Here is a 20,417-nt window from a genome sequence, read left to right as displayed (position 1 = left end):
ATGATATAGAAAAATAAAAAAAATGAGGGCAAATATTAAAAATGATATGCTGAATTTTCGGCTATTACGCTGAAAACTCAGCATATGGAAACCAGCTATTTAAATCAAGTGCAGAATTTTCCGCGCTTCGTCCGGGGTGGCAACCTCTCTGCCCAGTTCTTTGGCCAGCCGGGCCATCCTTTCCACCAGTTGCCCATTGCTTTGGGCAAGTACTCCCTTGGCGTAGAAAATGTTGTCTTCAAATCCTACCCGGACATTTCCTCCCAGCAGGATGGCCAGAGTGCCCAGAGAGAGCTCATAGCGTCCGATACCTGCCACAGTCCAGGTGCACCCGGCGGGAAGAGACTCCACAAGATGGAGCAAATGTCTCGGTTCCCCGGGAATTCCCCCGGGAACACCCATGACAAAATCAAAATGCAGGGGCAGCTGCAAAATGCCCTTTTTTACCAGATTCAAGGCATTGTTGATCATCCCTACCTCAAAAACCTCGATTTCCGGCTTCACCCCGTTCTCGACAATCTTTTTGGCAAATTGCTCCACCATGGGCGTAGGGTTAGAAAATAGCTCCGCGCCAAAGTTTACCGTTCCGGTGGTTAAGGTGGCCATTTCCGGTTTTAGTTCAATGGGCTGCAGGCGCTCTTCCCCACTCATCCAGGCAGCGCCTCCGGTAGAGGTTTGGATGATGATATTGGTACGTTCTTTGATCAATCGAATGGTTTCGGCAAAAACCTCTTTGGACTGGGTAGGGTTGCCGTCCCCGTCACGGACGTGCAGGTGAATGATGGAGGCTCCCTTTTCCGCACATCGTTGGGCTTCCTCCGCGATCTCCAAAGGGGTAACCGGTAAATTCGGGTTATCTTTTTTTGTCACTTCTGCACCGACCGCAGCAACCGTAATGATCAGTTTATCCAATAAAAACACCTCTTACCTTTTCCATCTCCTGGACAATATAGGAGGCCACATGTTCCGCATAGGTGTTGGGCCCAAAGCCCGCATCATAGCCCAGCTCCTTCGCCAGTTCATGGTTGATTCTCGGCCCGCCCACGACTAAGATGATTTTTTCTCTCAGTCCCTCAGCTTCCAGCATATCCGCCAGTTTGGTCAAATTGGTGATATGAATGTTTTTCTGGGTCACCACCTGGGAGATCAGGATGGCATCGGCATTTAATTCGTAAGCCTTTCTGATCACTTCTTCGCAGGTAACCTGAGCGCCCAAATTATAGGCATTGATCTCGTGGAAGCTCTCCAGACCCTTATGACCGTTAAAACCCTTCATGTTCATAATAGCATCGATCCCTACGGTATGGGCGTCGCTTTCGATGCAGGCCCCCACAATATTCAGCTTCCGCTTAAATTTATCCGCAATAAACTGGTCCACTTCGTGTTTATCCAGTACCTTCACCTTTACTTCAGGGACCACGATTTGGTTCAGATCAACCGTTTCTTTACACTTGGCATAAACCACGTAATAACTGAAGATTTCCCCCAGGTCTTCGGCATGTACTACCGCAGGCTCCTCCAGTCCCAGCTTCAGCATCAGCTGCCGGGCCCCTTCCTTTGACGCATTGGACAGAGGCACGGGCAGGGTGAATGAGATCTGGATCATGCCGTCATCCATGGTATCCCCATAGGGTTTGACTGCAGCGTGATTAGGCATCGGCCCTTCCTCCCTTCAGCATCAGCGGAATCAGGGGATTCAAATAATCCGGATCCCGCGGTATGACGCCTTCCAAACCTTTCCCGCCCTCAGGCGTGCGTACAATATCGGCAAACCATCCTTGGGCCAGGCCCTGCATCAGCCCGATGCGGGCCACCTTTTCCAGAAAATCTACCGTTTCCTGCAACACCGCTTTGGCCCGGGTCTGGATAAAACCGTCAGACCGGAAGCTGATCTCGTCCCTGAGGCCCCGCATATTGTTGAAGATATACTTGGCGGCTTGAATGCTGAGGAAACGGTCATGAATATGGGGCGTATGGATGGCTTCCGTGAGCATGCCCAGGAGATGAATACTTTGGCCGGTCATCACCGAACAGGTATTAAACATGGCATCCTGGATATGTCCTCTAAAGATGTTGCCGGTCATATATTTGGTGGGAGGCATATATTTAATGGGAGAATAGGGGAATACATTGCGCACCAGTTCCGCATGGGCCAACTCGTACAAAAAACCGTTTTCCACATCCGGGTTGATTTCAAAAGCATGCCCCAAACCAAGCTGTGACTCTTTCATGCCGCACCGGAAGGCAAACTGCTCATTAATCAGTTCGGAAGCGAGCACCGTGTGGGCACTCTCGATGGCATCAGCGGTAGTCAGGTAGTTATCTTCCCCGGTATTAATAATAATTCCGGCATAGCCGTTGATCAGCCGGGAAAAAAACTGGTCCACAAAGGTCCGCTTCATATTTATGTCCCGGAAAATAATTCCGTACATGGAGTCGTTCAGCATCATATCCAAGCGTTCCATGGCCCCCATGGCCGCGATTTCCGGCATGCACAGCCCGGAACAATAATTGGTCAAATGAATATAGCGGCCCACTTCCTGACTGACTTCGTCCAGAGCCTGGCGGATGATCTTAAAATTGGCCTGGGTGGCATAGGTGCCCCCAAAGCCTTCGGTGGTAGGACCATAGGGCACATAATCCAGGAGGCTCTGACCGGTGGTCCGGATCACGGCAATAATATCCGCCCCTTGCTTGGCGGCAGCTTTGGCCTGAACCGCATCCTCATAAACATTTCCCGTGGCCACAATTACATAGATCAGGGGTTCTTTCCCTTTTCCCAAAGTCCGGATCAGTTCTTCCCGTTCTCTCCGCCTGGCCCGGATGGTGGACAAAGCATGTTCCGCCAGGCTTTCCGCTTTATTTTTCACTCCATCGGCCGGCCGGGAAGGCAGCTTGGTCAGTTCCATCTTTCCCTCCACCGCCGCTTCGACAATTTGCTGGGGAGTCAGCTCTAGCTGAAGGGAGGCATTGGCGATCCAGTAAATGACCCCTTTGCCCAGAACCCCTTCCCGGCGGAGTTGATCCACCAGCACGTTGGCCAGGGGCACCTCCGCCCGGTCAACTCCGTCCACGCCCAGCAGGCGCAGGACGGCTCTTTCTACAGCAACCGTGGTATGACTTTCGATATGTTTATGTACTTCATCGACAATCTTCCCCGCCATCTCGCGGCCACGGGCCACAAGATTCTCATCTAAATCCAGCTTCACTATTTATCCCTCCTTTAAAGGTCAGGGGACACACCTCTATTTTGGGTATTCCTATCCCGTCAGAGGAATGTCCCCAATTAAGAGGATTTTCCCACTTCTCCCAGGATACCGAAGATTTTTAATTTATATTGCAGCGTTTGCCTGGGTATGCCCAGGTGCAGCGCGGCCCGGGAAATATTAAAGCCGCACTTCTCCATGGCCTGGGTAAGGCATTTCATCTCCACTTTTCTTAATAATTCGGGCAAATTCCCCTGCCCGTTCATATTTAAAGCTTCATCATCGAGGATGGTTTTATGGATCTGCTGCAAGTGGTCCGGAAAATGTTCCAGTCCGATCACGGGACCGGATACCACGTTTGCCGCATGTTCGATGGCATGCTGCAATTCCCGGACATTTCCCGGCCAAGAGTAGTTCATAAACATCTGGCTCGCCTCGGGGCTGAGCCTGTTTACCCGGCAGCCCAGCTTGTTGTTATACATTTTGATAAAATAATCTGTTAAGGCCGGGATATCGCTTTTTCGCTCCCGCAAAGGGGGCACGCGCAAAGAGACCACATTCAGCCGGTAATAAAGGTCAATGCGCAATTCCTTTTTTTGCACCGCTTTTTCCGGTTCTACATTGGTGCAGGCCACGATCCTAGTATCCACCGGCCGCATTCTGGTATCCCCTACGCGCCGGACCGCCCCCTCCTGCAAAACCCGTAAAAGCTTACTCTGCAGTTCCATGGGCATAGAGTTGATTTCGTCCAAAAGAAGGGTGCCGCCGTCCGCCAGTTCAAACAATCCCGGTTTATCTTCCGCCCCGGTAAAACTGCCTTTTACCGTGCCAAATAAGATGCTTTCCAGCAGAGTCACCGGAAAGGCGGCGCAATTCTGGGCGATAAAAGGCCCGTGTTTAAAGGGCGAGGCATTATGAATCGACTGAACCACCAGCTCTTTTCCCGTCCCTGTCTCTCCGTAAACCAGAATAGGGGAGGAACTTCCGGCAATTCTTTGGGCCTTTACCTTTAAATTGATGATGGATTCATGCTGGCCGATAATGTCATTAAAAGTATAGCGGGCTAATCCCCCGGTGAGAAAAGCCCGGGGTTTTTTCCGATTGGGAGACTTGGAATCCACCAGTTCCGCATGGAGGTCCAGGACACGTTCGGACAGTTCCTTCATTTTGGTAATATTTCTCGAGATATCACAAGCTCCCATCAATTTACCCTCTTGATAAAGGGGGTAGGTACAATAAAGCAGGGTCATTGCTTTACCTAGACTATTAACGATGGACTGCTGTTGATTGAGAATAGGTTTTTCAGTTTCCAAAACCTGCAGCAAACTACTGGTTTCCAGTGTTAAAGACGGATAAACCTGTAAAATATGCTTTCCGATCACATCCTCTTGGTTTAGTCCATCCATTTCTGCCGCAGCTCGATTGTAATAGACGGTCATGCCCGCACAGTTTACAATTTGCACGGCATCTTCCAACAAATCAAAAACCAGATCCAAGTAACCGTCGCCAGTATTTGACAGGTTCTCCAATTCATTTCCTCCTTACCGGAACTCTCTTTGATACTTTTTGCCCTGCATTACATCCAGCACCGGAAGCGGGTGCAGGGCGCTGCCCATTTTCTCCAGCAGCTCATCCGGGTCATAGCCCTTTCCGCCCGGGTAGGTAGGGTTGATGGTAACAGCAAGCAAACAAATAGGATGCAGTGCTTGAAAAAAAATCTCCTGGGCCGCCAGCCTTTTCCACAGGAAGGCGTCGATAAAAACTTTACTCCCATCGGGGACAATGACCCGGCAAGGCCCTCTATTTTCCAGCAAAGCTTCCGCCAGTTCATTGCCTACAGCCCCCTTAATAAACAGGTCGGAAGGCTGCTCCCGGAAAATTTCCCGCCAGGCTGTTTTCCGAAGCAAAGCCGTGGGCAAGGATACTTCCCTGATATTTTCCCCGTCAAAAAGAAGGATTCTGGCCCCACTGTTCTCTATCATTTTTTTCAAAGGGGCCGGGCAGGGAGCCAGGGTTAGCTGCTCCACCCGGCATTTCGTCAGTGCGATCACTTCTTCCATGTTTCGGCTCAAAGTAGCGCCGCTGGCTAAGATCACCTTTCCGCTTACGGCGGGATCCACCGCACTCTGCCGGTCAAAAGCCCCGTCGATTAAAACACACCGGACTTTTAGGTCCGCCAGGAAAAGCTCCACTACCTTCCTCAACTCATGGTTTTTGCTCGGCCCGGCCACCACCACATCGGCCGTCTCTTTTACCTGAAACAGGGCCACTTCTCCCATGGGCGTGCGCATCCCCGTGTATCTCAAAAGCTGCACCGGTTTTTGGTTCCCCAGGACCAGGTCCGCCGTGGCCAGAAAAGTCCCCGGCTGTAAAGTGATGGCAGGTTTCCTGAGCTGGGTCAAGGCATCATATCTTTCTCCGTCCCTGCCCACGGAAGTCACGCCGACGGTCCATCCCCGCCGGGAAAAGAAATCGATCAGGGAATTCAGGGTCACCGTTTTGCCCACGTTTTTTGCCATGCCCACCACTGTCAAAGTGCCCTTGTGACTGTGCAGCAGCCCATCCCAATGATCCATCTCAGGCAAAAAGCTCCTGGAATATTTCCATCAAGACCGGGCACTCGCGCACTGTTTGCAGGGAAACCACCGCATGGTCCTTGCAGTATCCGTTGCCGATGAGCATGGTCACATCTTTGCCGATTCCTTCCGCACCAAGGGCAGCCGCCGTAAAGCTGGTCGCCATGCTGAAGAAGTAAACAAGGCCGTTTTCCTTTGTGGCCAGAATGGAACTCATTTCGGTTCCCGGAATATTCACACAGTTAATCGTCACATCCGCCAGATTACCCTGGGTAGCCTCCTGAATGGCGGCCAAGACTTTCAGGGGATCCGTGGCATCCACCTGAAGAATATGGTCAAAGACTCCTAATCTTTCCATGCGCGCACAACTGGCTTTTCCTGAACCCAGGCCGATAATCTTGCCCGTAATTCCTGCTCTTTTCTTCGCTTCATAGGCGCACAGCAGTCCGGATTTTCCCCCGCCGCCGATAATCAGCACCGTCTGTCCCGGCCGCACCAGATGGGCCGTTTGGGCCGGAGCGCCTGCTACGTCCAATATGGCTAAAGCCAGGGTGGGGGACATATCTTCCGGCAGCACCGCATAGATTCCGCTGCTGAAAAGGATCGCCTGGGCTTCTACGGAAGCCTGGTCTTTCTCCATATCGATGGCTTTAATGCGATGGATCTGCAGCGGTGTCAGGGACAGGGAAACCAGGGTGGCGATCCTGTCGCCCACTTTTACCGGGGTTTTCCCGGCAAATTTGGGACCGATTTCTTGCACCGTTCCCATCAGCATGCCGCCGGACCCGGTGACCGGGTTGTGATGTTTACCCCGCTGGCTGACGATATCCCGCATAATGGCCGCAAAAGCCTCCGCATCCCCTTGCGCCTGTTTCTTAATTTGGGTAAAACTGGCGGCATCAATATTCAAGGTATCGACATCGATGAGAAGCTCATTGTCATAAATCTCCATGGTATTATCAATTTTCCATGCCGGCTGGGGTAATACTCCTTTCGGCTCCAGCACTCTGTGCGTTCCGTACGGACATCCCGGTTTGTACATTCTTTTAACCTCCTGAAAATGATTCTATGATCTTAGTTTTATCTCCTTCACCAGGGCTTCAGTTTTTTTACCGCCAATTCCTTCATTTTTCGACAAGCACTGCCATGCCCTGGCCCCCGCCCACACATAAGGTGGCCAAACCTTTTTTCCCGCCGTTCTTTTCCATCACATGAAGTAAAGTGACGATGATTCTAGCCCCGCTGGCGCCGATGGGATGCCCTAAGGCCACGGCTCCACCCCAAACATTCACTTTGCCGGCATCCCAGCCCAGCTGTTTTCCTACGGCGACACTTTGGGCGGCAAAGGCTTCGTTTGCCTCGATATAATCAATGTCCTCCAGCTTCCAGCCTGCTTTGGCCAGGGCCTTATGAACCGCCGCCACCGGCCCCATTCCCATCACCCCTGGTTCCACGCCGCTGGAGGCATAGGCCGCAATCCGGGCCAGCGGAACCAGCCCTAAACTATGGGCCCGTTCTTCCGACATGATCACCAGGGCGGCGGCGCCGTCATTAATGCCGGAGGCATTTCCCGCGGTGACCGTACCACCCTTTTGAAATGCCGGTTTTAAGGCGGCCAGCTTTTCCCGTGTCGTCCCGGGTTTAAAGTGCTCATCCTTTTTAAATATCACGGGTTCGCCCTTCTTTTGCGGAATAGAGACCGGGACAATTTCCTGTTCGAAAAGATTCTGCCCCCAGGCGCTGTCCGTCTTCTTTTGGCTTTGGAAAGAAAATTCATCCTGTTCTTCCCTGCTGATCTGATATTTTTGGGCTACGTTCTCTGCGGTAATCCCCATATGATGATCGCCGATGGCGCACCACAAGCCGTCTTTGATCATCTCATCCACCAGCACGCCGTCTCCCATTCTTTGGCCCCACCGGGCGTTGTAGAGCAGATAAGGCGCCTGGCTCATATTTTCCGTCCCTCCGGCCACCACGACCTGGGCGTCACCCATTTGCACGGCCTGGGCGGCTAAAGCAACTGTTTTCATTCCGGATGCGCAAACTTTGTTAACGGTCATGGCCGGAACTTCTACGGGTAATCCCGCCTTCAAGGCCGCCTGCCTGGCCACGTTTTGCCCTAACCCGGCCTGCAGAACATTGCCCATAATTACTTCTTCCACCATCTCGGCAGCAATCTTTGCTCTGGAACAAGCTTCAGCAATGACCGCGGCTCCTAGATCCGCTGCTTTTACATCCTTAAGCGCTCCTCCATAGCTGCCTATCGCCGTGCGTACAGCACTGACAATGACAGGTATACTCATTTCTTCCCCTCCCTTTCATATTTAATTTTTTACACTGACTAGATTCTCTTATATGTTACTATGCAAAATCCATACCATTTTTTTCGCGCAGCCCTAAAACCATATTTGAGGCTGATATGGAGCCATTTATGTTCCTATTGGAAAAGAAAATGCTTAGGATTCGGCACTTGTGCGTTTTGTTCCTGAAAAAACCTGGGCAGCGCAAAAATGCCCAAAATTGGGCAAGTATATGCCTAATTTTGGGCATTTCAAAGAACATCCTTTCCCGGAAACTTCCTACCCTTTTTCACACATCTCCGCACCGGTAATTTCACCAGCCTTTTTCCGGAAGAGCATAGGCCCCATTTCTACCAGCAGGATCGCCGCAAAAATCAGCAAACATCCGATATATCCCCGCAGGGTGGGGGATTCACCCCACAACAGGATGGAAAAGAGCAGAGCAAAAGGGGATTCCAATCCAAGCAGCAAAGCCGTATGACTGGAGGAGGTAAATTTTTGGGCAATGTTTTGGGCAAGAAAGGCAAAACAGGTGCTCAGCAAAGCCGTAAACAAAATGGCCTGCCACACCTGACCCGGTATCCCGGGCTGAAAGGTCTCAAACAGGCCGGAATAGATCAGGCTTAAAACACCGGTAAAAGCAATCTGGACGATGGTGAGCACAAAAGGATCATACTTGGGGGAATACCGCTCCACACACAGGATATGTAAGGCAAAACCAACAGAACAAATGAGGGTGAGAAAATCCCCTTCACCGAGCAGGTAAAGCTCATTTAAATTTACCGAGAGCAGCCCCAGACCCGTAACCGCAATCACCGCTCCCGTAATAGGCAGCGCGCCCACAGACTTCTTTTGGATGATGGAAGCCAGGAATGGTACAAGCACAATATAGATCCCGGTAATAAAGCCTGATTTTCCCGGGGTGGTATACTGCAAGCCGATGGTTTGGGTACAATAGCCGAGAAACAAAAAGATGCCGATCACACACCCGGCCATGATTTCGTACCGGTTCGTGCGCAGGAGATGCTTGTAAAAGAGGATAGCCAGTACTGCAGAGGCAATCACAAAACGCACGCCGATAAACTCCATGGGCGGTATCATGCCGATAGAAACCTTGATCGTCGTAAAAGAAAAACCCCAAATCATGGCGATGAAAATCAAACTCAAGTCTGCTACCATTGAACGCACCGAACTTTTCACCCTGTGTCCTCCATTAATTAGAATTAGAAAAATATGTAACCATTATATCAAATACCGGCTCCGTTTTCATTACAACCCCAAAATAAGCCGCACAGCAATCAAAGCACCCGGCATGCCGGCAAATGATACTCCAGCATAGTGGGTGGCCTTCTCCGTCCCATTAGAGGTGCACAAGAACCGGGAGCAGAAAAGGAACGAGGAAGGTAAGAATAGTCCCTGTAATGAGGGTCACCAGTCCCAGTTCCGGTCCCACAAATTTAGTAACGGGAGCCAGCATGGTATCCATGTTTCCTGCCGCACCGCCGGCAATTGGGCTGCCTTTACTGATTTTTATCAAAAGAGGCAGAAAGAGCACGGTCAGGAACTCTCTGGCCACATTCACGAGAAAACCATATGCTCCTACTTCGATACCATATACCTGCGTTAAATAAGCACCGGTAACACTATAGTAGCTCATGCCGCCGGCCGCAGTAACGGTAATGTAAGCCGGCATCCCTAATACCAGCCCGGAAGCAAACCCGCCGGCCAGGCTTCCGGCAACAATAGCTGCCGAAATCAGTACAATCTTCCAGCCTAAGACCCGAACGTATCGGAAGACATCCCGGTTCACACCAAAGCTAATACCCACCCCTACGTAAATGATCACGAGAGATACCATCAGCGTGTAATCCAAGACAAAAATTTGCGGGGGAGAAATCAACAGGTATCCCATCCCTATGCCTAAAATCACACAGGCCGGCATCATCCAGACCAGGGGTGATGCGGGCTTTTTTTCTTCAATATGATCAATTTCCTGTTCAATGCCCATATTTTGGCTGGCTAGCTTCTTTTGAACCTCTTCTAAGGGGAGTATTGTTTTTTCCAACAGCACCGTAAATAGCACACTAAAAGCAATTGCTAAAGCTGCTGTGAGTAAGCATCTAAAACCTAATAGCCCCAAGCTGCTAATCAGAGAATCGTTGCTGCCAATCTTAGCGCCTAACGTAAGCATTAAGATGATTAAGCCTATGTTGATGATCAGATCAACCCATTTCAACATAGGTTTAACCCACCTGGTGAAACCTATCAAGGCTCCAATTCCCAGGCAAATAAAGGGGAACCAGGTCATTTTCTTTCCCTCCTTTTCATTGTCAAACAATATTGCATTGCAAGCTTTATGCCAAATCGTAAGGAAGGATGGCAGGCTTTATCGGCAGGAAAGCTTCCAGGGGGATCTTCCCCGGTATCGTCAAAAAGCGCGGCCGGCGGCCGCGCTTTTGAGAGGTCTGAGTTTTGGGGGTTGGAGTCTGTTAACGATGTGCATGCCGGGATACTGTCCCCGGGGCCCACTAGTCCGCGGCTCTTTTTGATCATCAGGTACCCGTGGACGAAACACGGCAAAAATTATAACAGGGCCATGGCCCTGTAATCTCAAAAACAAAACCCCGGGGCCCTTCTGTTTCTTCCAGCCATTTTACGGTCTCAAAAAAATTATCCTCTTTGTTTTTCTCTAATAAATAAGCGCCATTGAGAATCATCCGTTCTCCCTTCCCCCCAACCTCTTTCGGAGGAAGTTTATTTAAAATAGCACCGGCGGAAAAACGGCACAGCCGGCGGTGTACCTCCTCGGCAATATCAAAGGCTTTTTTCTCGATCCGGTTGGCTAACCTTTTCTTGGGCAAATACCCTTTCCCTGTCTGGTTAAGAGACATTTCGTTCATCAGATTGTTAATACTCTCATCTTTTTCCTGGAGAAATTGTTTAAACAGCTCCTCGTTTAGGTAGAGCTTTAATCCCCATTCCGTTTTGTTATGAATATTCGTGAGCTGTTCGATCAGATCATGATAGTTCTCCTCTAAAAAAATCCTTAATTGATCCTGGGACGGATAAAGAGAGCAAAAACCCATGGGAATCACGGCATATTTACCCATTAAGAGAGAAATGACCTTTTGATGGCGCTCCGTTTTGTCTTCCAGCCACTCCCTCTTTTCCGCTAATTCCGGGATCTTCCCTTCGTTAAAATCCTCTGGAGATACTTCACTAATTACCGCAAGAAGATTTTTATGGATCAGGGTAAAAACCTTGGTCCCATCGGCAATACCGTCAAAGTTTCCCTGGGAAACAAAGTGGTCCGCGGCCACTTCCGTAATTCCGTATAAATAGACCTTTTTGTGCGCACCGGAGATAGCTTGGGAAGACCTATACTGAAACGGTTCGGTCACCTGCACCTCTTTGGCTAAAGGCCGGCTTGACAGCTGATTCATCGCTTGTTCATAAAGAATACTCTCAAAATTTAAGATGAGCTTTTCTTTAACATTTTTTAAGGCGGTCTCTTTTGCCTCTTTAATCATATTATCCAGCTCCGGCTGCAGAAAATCCAGAACAGAGTTACTTGTTATCATTGCTCTCCTCTCCCTGTTTTAAGCTTTATGAAATTGGCAAAATAAATCATTCTATTGGGTCCACAGAAAAACTGGAGATATATTATCATATGTCTCCAGCTACCTATTCAAAACCATAATCAATTAATTTTCACCATGGGCGATCTTCCTTCAGCTGACCGGGACTTCTTGTTTCATGTCTTCACCGTAATGGTTTTGGTCTCAGGGTCATATTTAAATTGCAGCCTTAACAGGTCGGCGATGTCGCTTAACTGGACTAAAGCCTTTTCTTTTCCCTCTTCCGTCCGAATCATCCCGGCGGGTATTTCTTTTCCTCCCAGCATCACCTTTACTTCCCGATCGATCTTTTTACCGGCTAAGGATTCTTTCCCCTTTTTCACTTCCGGTTCTTGATAGGGTTGTCCCCAAAACTCAAGGATCCCTTGAGCGATTGCGTGCGCAAGTTTGCGTTGATGCTCCGGAACGGCGAGCCATTTTTCCTGGCCCGGATTGGAGATAAAGCCTAGTTCCACAATAATTGTGGGAATTCTAGTTTCTTGGATTACAGGCACTTTCGCTTCATGCACACCGCCATCCCGCCATCCGGTTGCCGCGACCAACCGGCGCTGCACAAATAACGCCAGGACCTCCGCTTTTCCCTTCTTTGATTGGACCCGCGTCGTTAAATAGTTCTTTTTACTGTCGCCGGCCGCATTCACATGAAGGGAAATAATCACATCACATTTGGCGCGATTTAACAAATCTGTCCGCACAGGCAATTTTACCGTGGTATCTTTTTCTCTGGTATAAACGACATCAAGCCCGTTGTCCTTTAGCGCGTTCCCTAATAACATCCCCACTGCTAAAGTAATTTCTTTCTCCTTTAACCCCGAAGACCCAATCTCTCCGGAATCTTCCCCGCCATGACCGGGATCAATCCCAATTTTCATGATCGTCTTTCCTCCAGTTTTGATAAATAAAATGCCCGGAACCGGTTTAGGGCTTCCTGTGCTATGCTTGTCTATGCTATTAATATATTATGAATATCTCCCCATTTCTGTTCCATATCTTAGGGGAGAGTGAAAACTGTTATTTCCCTCCTACCGGTTTTAAAAAAGCCGCTTTTTGGATCTTCTCGATTTTTTCCCGTTTCCTATCCAGAACATGGATGGTAGTTTCAATTTTTTCTTCCTGGAACAGCACGGTCATGAAACTGGCAAAAGGAGTATACGACGTACTGGACGTACTTCCGGAATTTAATAATACCAGGTCTTGGTCCGCATAAACAAAAGGCCGGTGAATATGTCCAAAAATAATGATGTCCAGAGGCTCTTTAAAAAACTTGATAATACTTAAGGGTTCCCTGCGTACATTGTCTCCGTGACCATGGGTAATGCCGATGCGCCATCCGGCTAAATCCATTTTCACCTTAAAAGGAATCCCTTCTTTTGTATGCTTGTCGTGGTTACCCTTCACCGCCGTCACAGGAGCCAGGCGGGACAGAAAAGCCAATACCTCTTTGCAGCATCCGATATCACCGCAGTGGACAATGAGATCACAGGTTTTAATAGATTCTAATATTACTGGGGGTATGCCACAATTGGCGGATTTTACTTCCCGGTGTCCAATATGTGTGTCGGAAATAATGCCCATATGAATCATAGTCTTCCCCCCACTGGAATAGGCTGCTTTGTTATTTATATGATCAAAAAACATCACCTATGTCGGTAGAAAAAAGCCCAAAGGGCTTTTCGGGATCCGGGTACCGGGAAAACCGATTAAAAAAAGCCCCAAAGGGCTTTTTAGGATCCGGCTGCAAATACCTGGGGACCGTCTGACAGAAAAATTTTGCTAGTTCCAAAAACTTGGCATTTGGTTCGACTTATGGGGCACTTCTTTCATTGTCTTTTCTCCATCAATCACCATATGGTTACCGTTGATCCCATTCTGATCCGGGGAAACCTCAGAAATAACGGTATACACTTTTACCCATTCCTTTAATACAGGCTCCCCGGCCCCCGGGTCATAATAGTTTAGGCGGGCTGCAACCTCATAAACAGGATATCCTTGCGCATCTTTTCCCGCCACATGGCCGTCAAGGACTTGAAAACTCAGGCGGCAGACCGACGAGCCCACCCGTCCGGACATAGAGGGCTGCCACACTCTGTTCCATGGCTCGGCAGCTTCCCGAACTGCTTTTGAAAAGAGGAAGGGGTAGCTATCCAGGTCGCCTCCCCATACAGCCCCCTGCAGCAGGGATAAATACTGGGAGACCACGGATACGGCCCGGTAATCGTCCAGGTTCTTCCAGGGATCAAAAGGCTCCTCCCATACATTGTCCCCGGAGTCGATTTTCACCTCTTGGGTTTTGCCGTCCCATTTTACTTCATTTCCCAGCGCTTCCGCCACAGTCCTTAAAGGAACCATGGTGCGTCCTTTTATGATCTGGGGATTTACATCGGATTTCACTTCAACCCCGTTTACCATAATGCGAATGGGGCTTGCCGCAAGAACCCCCACAGTGATTCCTCCCAAAAAGACACCTAAAACAACCAGAGCTGCAAATCGTTTATTCATCCTATTCACCTCTTCCTTTTGAATGAAAAAAACGGCCATCCATGAAAATGCTTACCATATAGATGTAAAAAGTCTTGAAAAGGTTCCCTAAAAAAGAAAAACCCTGTTCATAAATAACAGGGGGATTATTTTCTCTTTTTGGGCGGTTCTTTGAGAGGCAAATTCTCTTCCGCCGGCACCACCCTTTGCCGATGGTTGTACCAAATAAAACAGACCCCGGCAATCATGCCCAGGATGCTTACCACCTGAGCAGCCCGGAGGGGCCCCATCATCAGGCTGTCCGTGCGGAAATGTTCCACAAACACCCGGCCTAAAGAATAAAAGGCAAAATAGGAGGCAAATACATCGCCCCGTTTGATCCAGTTTTTTCGTCTCAGCCAAAGCAAAAAAACGAATACCATGAGGTCCCAAAGGGACTCATAGAGAAAGGTGGGGTGGCGGTAAGCCCCGTCAATATACATGGCCCAGGGCAAATTCGTTTCATAACCATAGGCTTCTTGATTAAAAAAGTTTCCCCACCGGCCGATGGCCTGACCCAAAATAAGACTTGGTGCCACAATATCCGCCATCTGCCAGAAATCAAGTTTATAATGCCGCACCACCAGGTAGCCGCCTAAAACACCGCCGATCAGCGCTCCGTGTATCGCCAGGCCCCCGTGCCAAACAGCGGGAATCTCCGCCGGATGGGAGAGATAATACTCCAGATTAAAGAAAACAATATAATAAATACGGGCCCCGATAAAACCCAAAGGAGCGGCAATCACCACCAGATTAATAATATTTTCCGGGTCGATCTTTTGTTTTTCCGCCTCCCGGTAGGCCAGAAAAGTACCCAAAGCCAAGGCGGTACTCATGAGAATTCCGTACCACCGGATGGCAAAAGGCCCGATTTCAAATGCAACAGGATTCGGTATCCACATGATTCTGTCCTTCTTTCCCTTTTTCTGCCAAACATTGATCCTTTTTTGGCCACTGTTTTAATAGTATGATCTTTGATCACTTATTTATAACAAGGTTTTTCCCTACACCACACTTTCCCGCAATCCCTCTCTGCCTTCATGAGACAATATTTTCCGCGATCCCGCTTTTTCCTGCCAAATCATAAACTTTTTTTTACTGATTCACGCATACATACCCCCGCCCCATTTCGGCAACACTAGTAAAATATTAATTATTTTAATTTTAATATTAACTTTTTTAATATATATATTGACTTTATTAAATATCAGATGTAGAATTACCTTAAATTTAGCATATTAAACAAAGAAGGTGATTATCATAAAGTATCAAGCCCCCGGAAAATGCCCCGTATGCGGTCATGCTTTGTCTGTGAGTAAATTATCCTGCAATTTCTGTTCTACCAAACTGGAAGGGGAATTTGCCACCTGTAAATTCTGCCAGTTACCCGACGACCAGAGAGAATTTATTGAAGTATTCATTAAATGCCGGGGCAACATCAAAGATGTGGAAAAAGAACTGGGCATTTCCTACCCTACTGTAAGAAACCGGCTGGACGGAGTCATCGAATTCCTGGGTTACCGGGTGGAAAAAAACGATCCTGGGGAAGATCGGAAACAGGAAATCCTTGCTGCCCTGGAAAAAGGTGAGATTACCCCCGGTGAAGCTGCGGAGCAATTAAGGCGCAGCGGAAAATAAAAGCATCAAACAAATGGAAAGGGGTCTTCGGACAATGAAGGAAGAAAAGAAAAAAATACTGGTGATGATTGAAGAAGGAAAAATAAGTGCGGCGGAAGGACTGGAATTGCTGCAGGCATTAGAGGACGGCGAACAGAAAGCAAGCGTGGTGTCCCTTAAGAACCGTTTCCTGCGGGTGCGCGTGTATACGGCCAACTCTACCAAGGTGAACGTCAACATTCCCATGGGTTTATTGAAAGCAGCTTCAAAATTTGCCGGCTTCGGCATGAATTTCATTCCTGAAGAAGCCCGGAACGAAATGGCTAAAAAGGGAATCGACCTGAGCCAGATTGACATTGGAGAATTAGTAAAGGCCATTGAGCAAGGATTAGTGGACGAGAAATTGGTGGACATAGACGTCATGGACCCGGTAGAAGGACAGGTACGGGTAGAAGTCTATGTGGATTAATAAAAACCGCAGCTTGTTGATGCTGGTCAAAATTAAAGTTGACCGCCTAAGTCTGGTTTTTCCTCTTCCATTGTTTCTTTTGGGCCAAACTTTAGATGCGCTCTCGGAACTGGTTGAATTTTGGGAATTAATCAGTCCCAAAGCGTCTCTGCCCTTCCCTCAACATGGATGCCGGGGCAAGGGCCCCGGCATCAAACCGAGCACAATAGTGAAGATGTGCCGCAGCATTTTAAACGAACTGTGCCATTACGGCAGATGGTGCATGGCGGAAGTAGAAACCAAAAAACCGCGCTTATGCCGGGTGAAAATTGACTTTTTCTAGTCTTACCTGTTTGGGAGGAATGAATCATGGAAAAACTGATCACCAGAATTGTCGTTAACATCGCCGCATTTTATGCCGCTGCAGCTCTCTTCCCCGCGATCAACCTTTTTTCCCCGCTGGCTGTTTTGGGGGCAGCCGTGATCCTGACACTGATCAACTTTACCCTTCGTCCCGTCTTATTCATCGTAACGCTGCCCCTTAATCTCCTCACTTTGGGCCTGTTTACCTTCATCATGAACACCTGGATGGTGATGCTGGCGGACCTGTTCATTCCCGGCCTGACCGTGCCGGGCTTCTGGCCGGCATTGGGCACGGCTTTGATCATTTCCGCCCTGAATATGACGGTAAAAGCATTGCGGCATCAATCCTGATCAATCTCAATGTTTTTCTTCATAACAACCGGTATCCTACCCCCGGCTCTGTAATAATGTGCACCGGCTGGGCAAAATTTGCCTCAATTTTACGCCGGAGTTGCCCTACATAGACACGGAGGTAATGGATCTCTTCCTCATATCCCGGTCCCCATACGGCACGAAGAAGCTGCCGGTGGGTCAAAATCTTTCCCCCGTTTACCGCTAAAGCTTTTAAAATATCCCATTCGATGGGGGTCAATTTTATCTCCTGCCCGTCTACTTCCACACGTCTTTGCGCCAAATCAACCACCAGGTTTCCAAAACGGAGTACCGGTTCCTCGCTCTTCCCTCCCACATGGCGCAGAGCCGCCCGCATCCGGGCCAACAGCTCACCCAAACCAAAGGGCTTGGTTAAATAGTCGTCCGCTCCGGCATCTAAAACGCTCACCTTGTCCTGCTCCTGATCCCGCACAGATAAAACAATGATCGGTACCGCGGACCATTCTCTTACCCGCTTCACCACTTCCAGCCCGTCCAGATCAGGCAGGCCCAGGTCCAGAATAATTAAATCGGGACGGAAAAAGACGACCTGCTGCAAACCGGTGTTCCCGTCCATCGCTTCCTCCGTTTCACAGCCGTGGGCCTTCAGCGTTACTCTTAATAACCGTCGAATTTGGGGCTCATCATCAATGATTAATACCCGGACTCCTTTGGGGTTCATCTTCATTTCCTTCTTTCTCTAAGCCGGCATCATCCGGAATCCGCTCCGGGAGAGGAAGCGTGAAGGCAAAGGTAACACCTTGCCCCGGATTATTTTGGGCCCGGATTTTTCCCCCGTGGGCTTCGATAATACCCTTGCAAATGGCCAGCCCCAGCCCGCTTCCCCCTGTGGGAATCATGGAATGAATGCGGTAAAACTTTTCGAAGATCTTCTCTAAATCCCCCGGGGGGATTTCCCTGCCCAGGTTAGTTACGGCCAGTTCTACCCATTCATCCCGCCTGTGGGCGGATAGGGAAATTTCGCTTTCCGGATCAGAATACTTCAGTGCATTATCCATCAGATTCACGAGCACCTGTTCAATCAGGACAAAATCCACCAACACTAAAGGGAGTGCCGGTTCCACCACAATTTTTACAGTCCTTTTGGCCAAAAATTCTTTTTGGCGTCCCATGACTACGCCGATAATATCCTCTAAATCACACCATTCTTTTTTGAGCTTGAGAATTCCTCCTTCCAGACGGGTCATGTCAAGAAGATTATTGACCAGCCTGTTCATGCGCTGAGATTCCTGGTTAATGGTTTGAAACAATTCCCGGCGCGCCGCAGCATCATAGATTTCTTCCCCCTCTATCAACCCCGTTATGGCACCGATGATGGAAGCAAGGGGTGTGTGCAAATCATGAGAGAGGGAATTCAGCAGGGCCGAATAGAGCCGGTCCGACTCCTTAAGCAAATGAGCCTCTTGGGCGTTTTCCCATAACTTAATTCTGGTCACCGCTACTGCGGCCAGGCTGGAAAAAGCCTCCAGCAAATGACGGTATTCCGGGTGAAAATAATATTCCGGTTTATTAAAATGGATGCCGAGAACGCCTACCACGCCCTGTTCCGTACTTAAAGGCAAATACAATCCCTGGACGCCGTTCAGGGTATCCGTTCCCCGTCCCGCCGCCTGGTTATGATGAAAGACCCAGGTTGAAACAGCCAGTTCATTTTCGTCAATAGGCAAAAAAGTACCGGCTCTGATGAGAAGTTTTTCATTTTCCTCCGCCAAAAAAACCACCACCTGCCCGTCCAGGGTCTCAGAAATTTTTTTCACCAGGGTATCTAAGACTGTGTTCAGATCAATGGTAAAAGCAATCTTCTGGCTCAGGGTATTCAGGGCGGCCATGCGCACTTCCCGCTGCCGGATGGCGTGGACCTGGTTTTTCAGGCGCTGAGACATGGTGCCTGTGAGCAAGGCCACAGTCATAAAGATGAGAAAACTGACCGCATAACGGATGTCAGCCACGGTAAAACTTCTGAAAGGGGGCACCAGGAAAAAATCATAGGCCAAAATGGCCAGAAAGGCCATCACCACAGAAACCCGATGGCCCCATTTTACCGCAGTGAATAAAACGGGGAGCAGGAAGAGAAGGGCAATATTGATCTGACCCAGGTAGGATCCCCATATTTTCAACATCAGGGTGAGTAGCGTGATCCCTAAGATTCCCCACACATACGCCATGCGGCTGACTTTTTTATTTTTCCGGGAACGGGTCTTTTTCTTGGGCGGCTGCTCCGACCCTTTTCCTTCTTTAGAATCAGCAGATATCACATGAACGCTGATCCCTTCACTGCGGCGGATCACCTGATCTACCACCGATCCCCGAAACAGATTGCCAAATTTAAAATGAAGGGGATTTCCGATCACGATCTGGGTGACATTTCGATCCCGGGCAAATTCCAAAAGCCCCTCTGCCACATCGTCCCGGGTCAGAGTGATGATTTCTGCGCCCAGTGCTTCGGCCAAACGGAAACTTTTCGTCAGCCTGTTCCTTTCTGTTTCACTCAAATCACAGTTGGGCGGCTCAATGTAAACCGCCAGCAAATCGGCATGCAGTCCCGCCGCCGTCCGCTTGGCCACCCTGATTAACCGGGGGGCAAAAGGACTGGGGCTGACGCAAACCAGCACCTTTTCTCCTGCCGGCCAGGGACCGGCAATAGCCTTGGCGCGCATATAGTTTTCCAACTGCCGGTCTACCCGCTGGGCGGTATAGCGCAGGGCTAACTCCCGTAAAGCATTAATATTCCCGGGGCGGAAGAATTTTTTCAAGGCCTCTGCCGCCTGGCCGGGAACATAGACCTTTCCTTCCTTTAACCGGGCGATTAAGTCTTCCGCAGGAATGTCCACCAATTTGATTTCCGCATTTTCCAGGATCTTGTCCGGCACCCTTTCACCGACGGTAACCCCGGTAATACGGGCAACAATATCATTTAAGCTCTCCACATGCTGAATATTTAAAGTGGTGATCACGTTGATCCCGGCCTGGAGCAGTTCCTCCACATCCTGATAGCGTCTGGCATGCCGGGAGCCGGAAACATTGGTATGGGCCAGTTCATCTACTAAGGCAATTTCCGGCTTCCGGGCCAGAAGCGCATCCAAATCCATCTCCGGAAACTCTTTCCCCCTGTATTCCAGCTTACGCGGGGGGACAAGAGGGATGTCCTGCAGGAGGGCTTCAGTTTCTTTTCGTCCGTGGGTGTCCACCCAACCGGCTACGATGTCCCACCCTTCGGCCAGCCCCTCCCGGGCCGCCTCCAGCATGGCATAGGTTTTGCCCACTCCCGCTACTGCTCCCAGGAATACGCTCAGCTTCCCCCGGCCCTGATTCAGATTGGCCAGCAGAGCATCCGGATCGGGACGTTTATTTTCCCCCAT

At 49.4% G+C, this 20,417-nt stretch carries 20 protein-coding genes; 4 read left to right on the top strand and 16 right to left on the bottom strand.

Annotated features, from left to right (window positions below):
- Nucleotides 1-99: 99 nt before the first annotated feature.
- From kce to lgt, 14 genes are all read right to left on the bottom strand, one after another.
- Complete coding sequence (kce, locus tag DCMF_RS21060; protein ID WP_148136246.1) at nt 100-912, bottom strand: 3-keto-5-aminohexanoate cleavage enzyme; 813 nt, start codon at nt 910-912, stop codon at nt 100-102.
- Nucleotides 905-1,657, bottom strand: coding sequence for a lysine 5,6-aminomutase subunit beta (gene kamE / locus DCMF_RS21055; protein ID WP_148136245.1), 753 nt, complete (start codon nt 1,655-1,657; stop codon nt 905-907). Before kamE ends, kce begins: the two co-directional genes overlap by 8 nt.
- Nucleotides 1,650-3,209 (bottom strand): lysine 5,6-aminomutase subunit alpha, encoded by a 1,560-nt coding sequence (gene kamD, locus DCMF_RS21050; RefSeq protein ID WP_335582358.1) that lies wholly within the window; start codon nt 3,207-3,209, stop codon nt 1,650-1,652. Before kamD ends, kamE begins: the two co-directional genes overlap by 8 nt.
- Nucleotides 3,210-3,286: 77 nt before the next feature.
- Nucleotides 3,287-4,735, bottom strand: a complete 1,449-nt coding sequence (locus tag DCMF_RS21045) for a sigma-54 interaction domain-containing protein (protein WP_236860082.1) — start codon at nt 4,733-4,735, stop codon at nt 3,287-3,289.
- A gap of 12 nt (nt 4,736-4,747) precedes the next feature.
- Nucleotides 4,748-5,782, bottom strand: coding sequence for a lysine 5,6-aminomutase reactivase subunit KamB (kamB, locus tag DCMF_RS21040; protein ID WP_148136243.1), 1,035 nt, complete (start codon nt 5,780-5,782; stop codon nt 4,748-4,750).
- 1 nt (nt 5,783) lies between these two features.
- Nucleotides 5,784-6,824 (bottom strand): L-erythro-3,5-diaminohexanoate dehydrogenase, encoded by a 1,041-nt coding sequence (kdd, locus tag DCMF_RS21035; RefSeq protein ID WP_148136242.1) that lies wholly within the window; start codon nt 6,822-6,824, stop codon nt 5,784-5,786.
- Nucleotides 6,825-6,906: 82 nt separating this feature from the next.
- Entirely contained in the window at nt 6,907-8,085 is a 1,179-nt protein-coding gene (locus DCMF_RS21030; RefSeq protein WP_148136241.1) for an acetyl-CoA C-acetyltransferase, read from the bottom strand.
- 276 nt (nt 8,086-8,361) lie between these two features.
- Nucleotides 8,362-9,282 (bottom strand): DMT family transporter, encoded by a 921-nt coding sequence (locus DCMF_RS21025; RefSeq protein ID WP_148136240.1) that lies wholly within the window; start codon nt 9,280-9,282, stop codon nt 8,362-8,364.
- Nucleotides 9,283-9,442: 160 nt separating this feature from the next.
- Nucleotides 9,443-10,390, bottom strand: a complete 948-nt coding sequence (locus DCMF_RS21020) for a LysO family transporter (protein ID WP_148136239.1) — start codon at nt 10,388-10,390, stop codon at nt 9,443-9,445.
- Between the two features lie 244 nt (nt 10,391-10,634).
- A complete protein-coding gene (locus tag DCMF_RS21015) occupies nt 10,635-11,663 on the bottom strand; it encodes a GvpL/GvpF family gas vesicle protein (protein WP_148136238.1) in 1,029 nt (342 codons plus the stop codon).
- 173 nt (nt 11,664-11,836) lie between these two features.
- A complete protein-coding gene (locus tag DCMF_RS21010; protein ID WP_148136237.1) occupies nt 11,837-12,592 on the bottom strand; it encodes an N-acetylmuramoyl-L-alanine amidase family protein in 756 nt (251 codons plus the stop codon).
- A 139-nt stretch (nt 12,593-12,731) separates the two neighbouring features.
- Nucleotides 12,732-13,304: a metallophosphoesterase family protein gene (locus tag DCMF_RS21005; RefSeq protein WP_214658789.1), complete on the bottom strand. Its 573-nt coding sequence runs from the start codon at nt 13,302-13,304 to the stop codon at nt 12,732-12,734.
- A gap of 189 nt (nt 13,305-13,493) precedes the next feature.
- Nucleotides 13,494-14,219, bottom strand: coding sequence for a copper amine oxidase N-terminal domain-containing protein (locus tag DCMF_RS21000; protein ID WP_148136235.1), 726 nt, complete (start codon nt 14,217-14,219; stop codon nt 13,494-13,496).
- Nucleotides 14,220-14,344: 125 nt separating this feature from the next.
- The gene (gene lgt, locus DCMF_RS20995) at nt 14,345-15,139 is read right to left on the bottom strand and encodes a prolipoprotein diacylglyceryl transferase (RefSeq protein WP_148136234.1); all 795 of its coding nucleotides are present in this window, start codon (nt 15,137-15,139) and stop codon (nt 14,345-14,347) included.
- Nucleotides 15,140-15,497: 358 nt separating this feature from the next.
- On the opposite strand from lgt, the gene DCMF_RS20990 reads away from it, so the two are divergent.
- From DCMF_RS20990 to DCMF_RS20975, 4 genes are read left to right on the top strand one after another with little or no spacing between them, the layout of a single operon-like run.
- The gene (locus tag DCMF_RS20990) at nt 15,498-15,875 is read left to right on the top strand and encodes a DUF2089 domain-containing protein (protein ID WP_148138015.1); all 378 of its coding nucleotides are present in this window, start codon (nt 15,498-15,500) and stop codon (nt 15,873-15,875) included.
- Between the two features lie 34 nt (nt 15,876-15,909).
- A complete protein-coding gene (locus DCMF_RS20985) occupies nt 15,910-16,323 on the top strand; it encodes an SHOCT-like domain-containing protein (protein WP_148136233.1) in 414 nt (137 codons plus the stop codon).
- The gene (locus DCMF_RS20980; RefSeq protein ID WP_148136232.1) at nt 16,313-16,645 is read left to right on the top strand and encodes a hypothetical protein; all 333 of its coding nucleotides are present in this window, start codon (nt 16,313-16,315) and stop codon (nt 16,643-16,645) included. The genes DCMF_RS20985 and DCMF_RS20980 overlap by 11 nt, the downstream gene beginning before the upstream one ends.
- A gap of 26 nt (nt 16,646-16,671) precedes the next feature.
- Complete coding sequence (locus tag DCMF_RS20975) at nt 16,672-17,016, top strand: phage holin family protein (protein ID WP_148136231.1); 345 nt, start codon at nt 16,672-16,674, stop codon at nt 17,014-17,016.
- Nucleotides 17,017-17,035: 19 nt separating this feature from the next.
- On the opposite strand, the gene DCMF_RS20970 is transcribed toward DCMF_RS20975, so the two are convergent.
- Together DCMF_RS20970 and DCMF_RS20965 are read right to left on the bottom strand one after the other, a co-directional pair.
- Entirely contained in the window at nt 17,036-17,719 is a 684-nt protein-coding gene (locus DCMF_RS20970) for a response regulator (protein ID WP_148136230.1), read from the bottom strand.
- Entirely contained in the window at nt 17,685-20,417 is a 2,733-nt protein-coding gene (locus DCMF_RS20965; RefSeq protein ID WP_148136229.1) for a sensor histidine kinase, read from the bottom strand. Before DCMF_RS20965 ends, DCMF_RS20970 begins: the two co-directional genes overlap by 35 nt.

This window comes from Candidatus Formimonas warabiya (genome assembly GCF_002777255.1).
Taxonomy (GTDB): Bacteria; Bacillota; Dehalobacteriia; order Dehalobacteriales; family Dehalobacteriaceae; genus Formimonas; species Formimonas warabiya.
The sequence above is the reverse complement of the archived record's forward strand: the minus strand, read 5'-3'. Positions and strand labels throughout refer to the sequence as shown.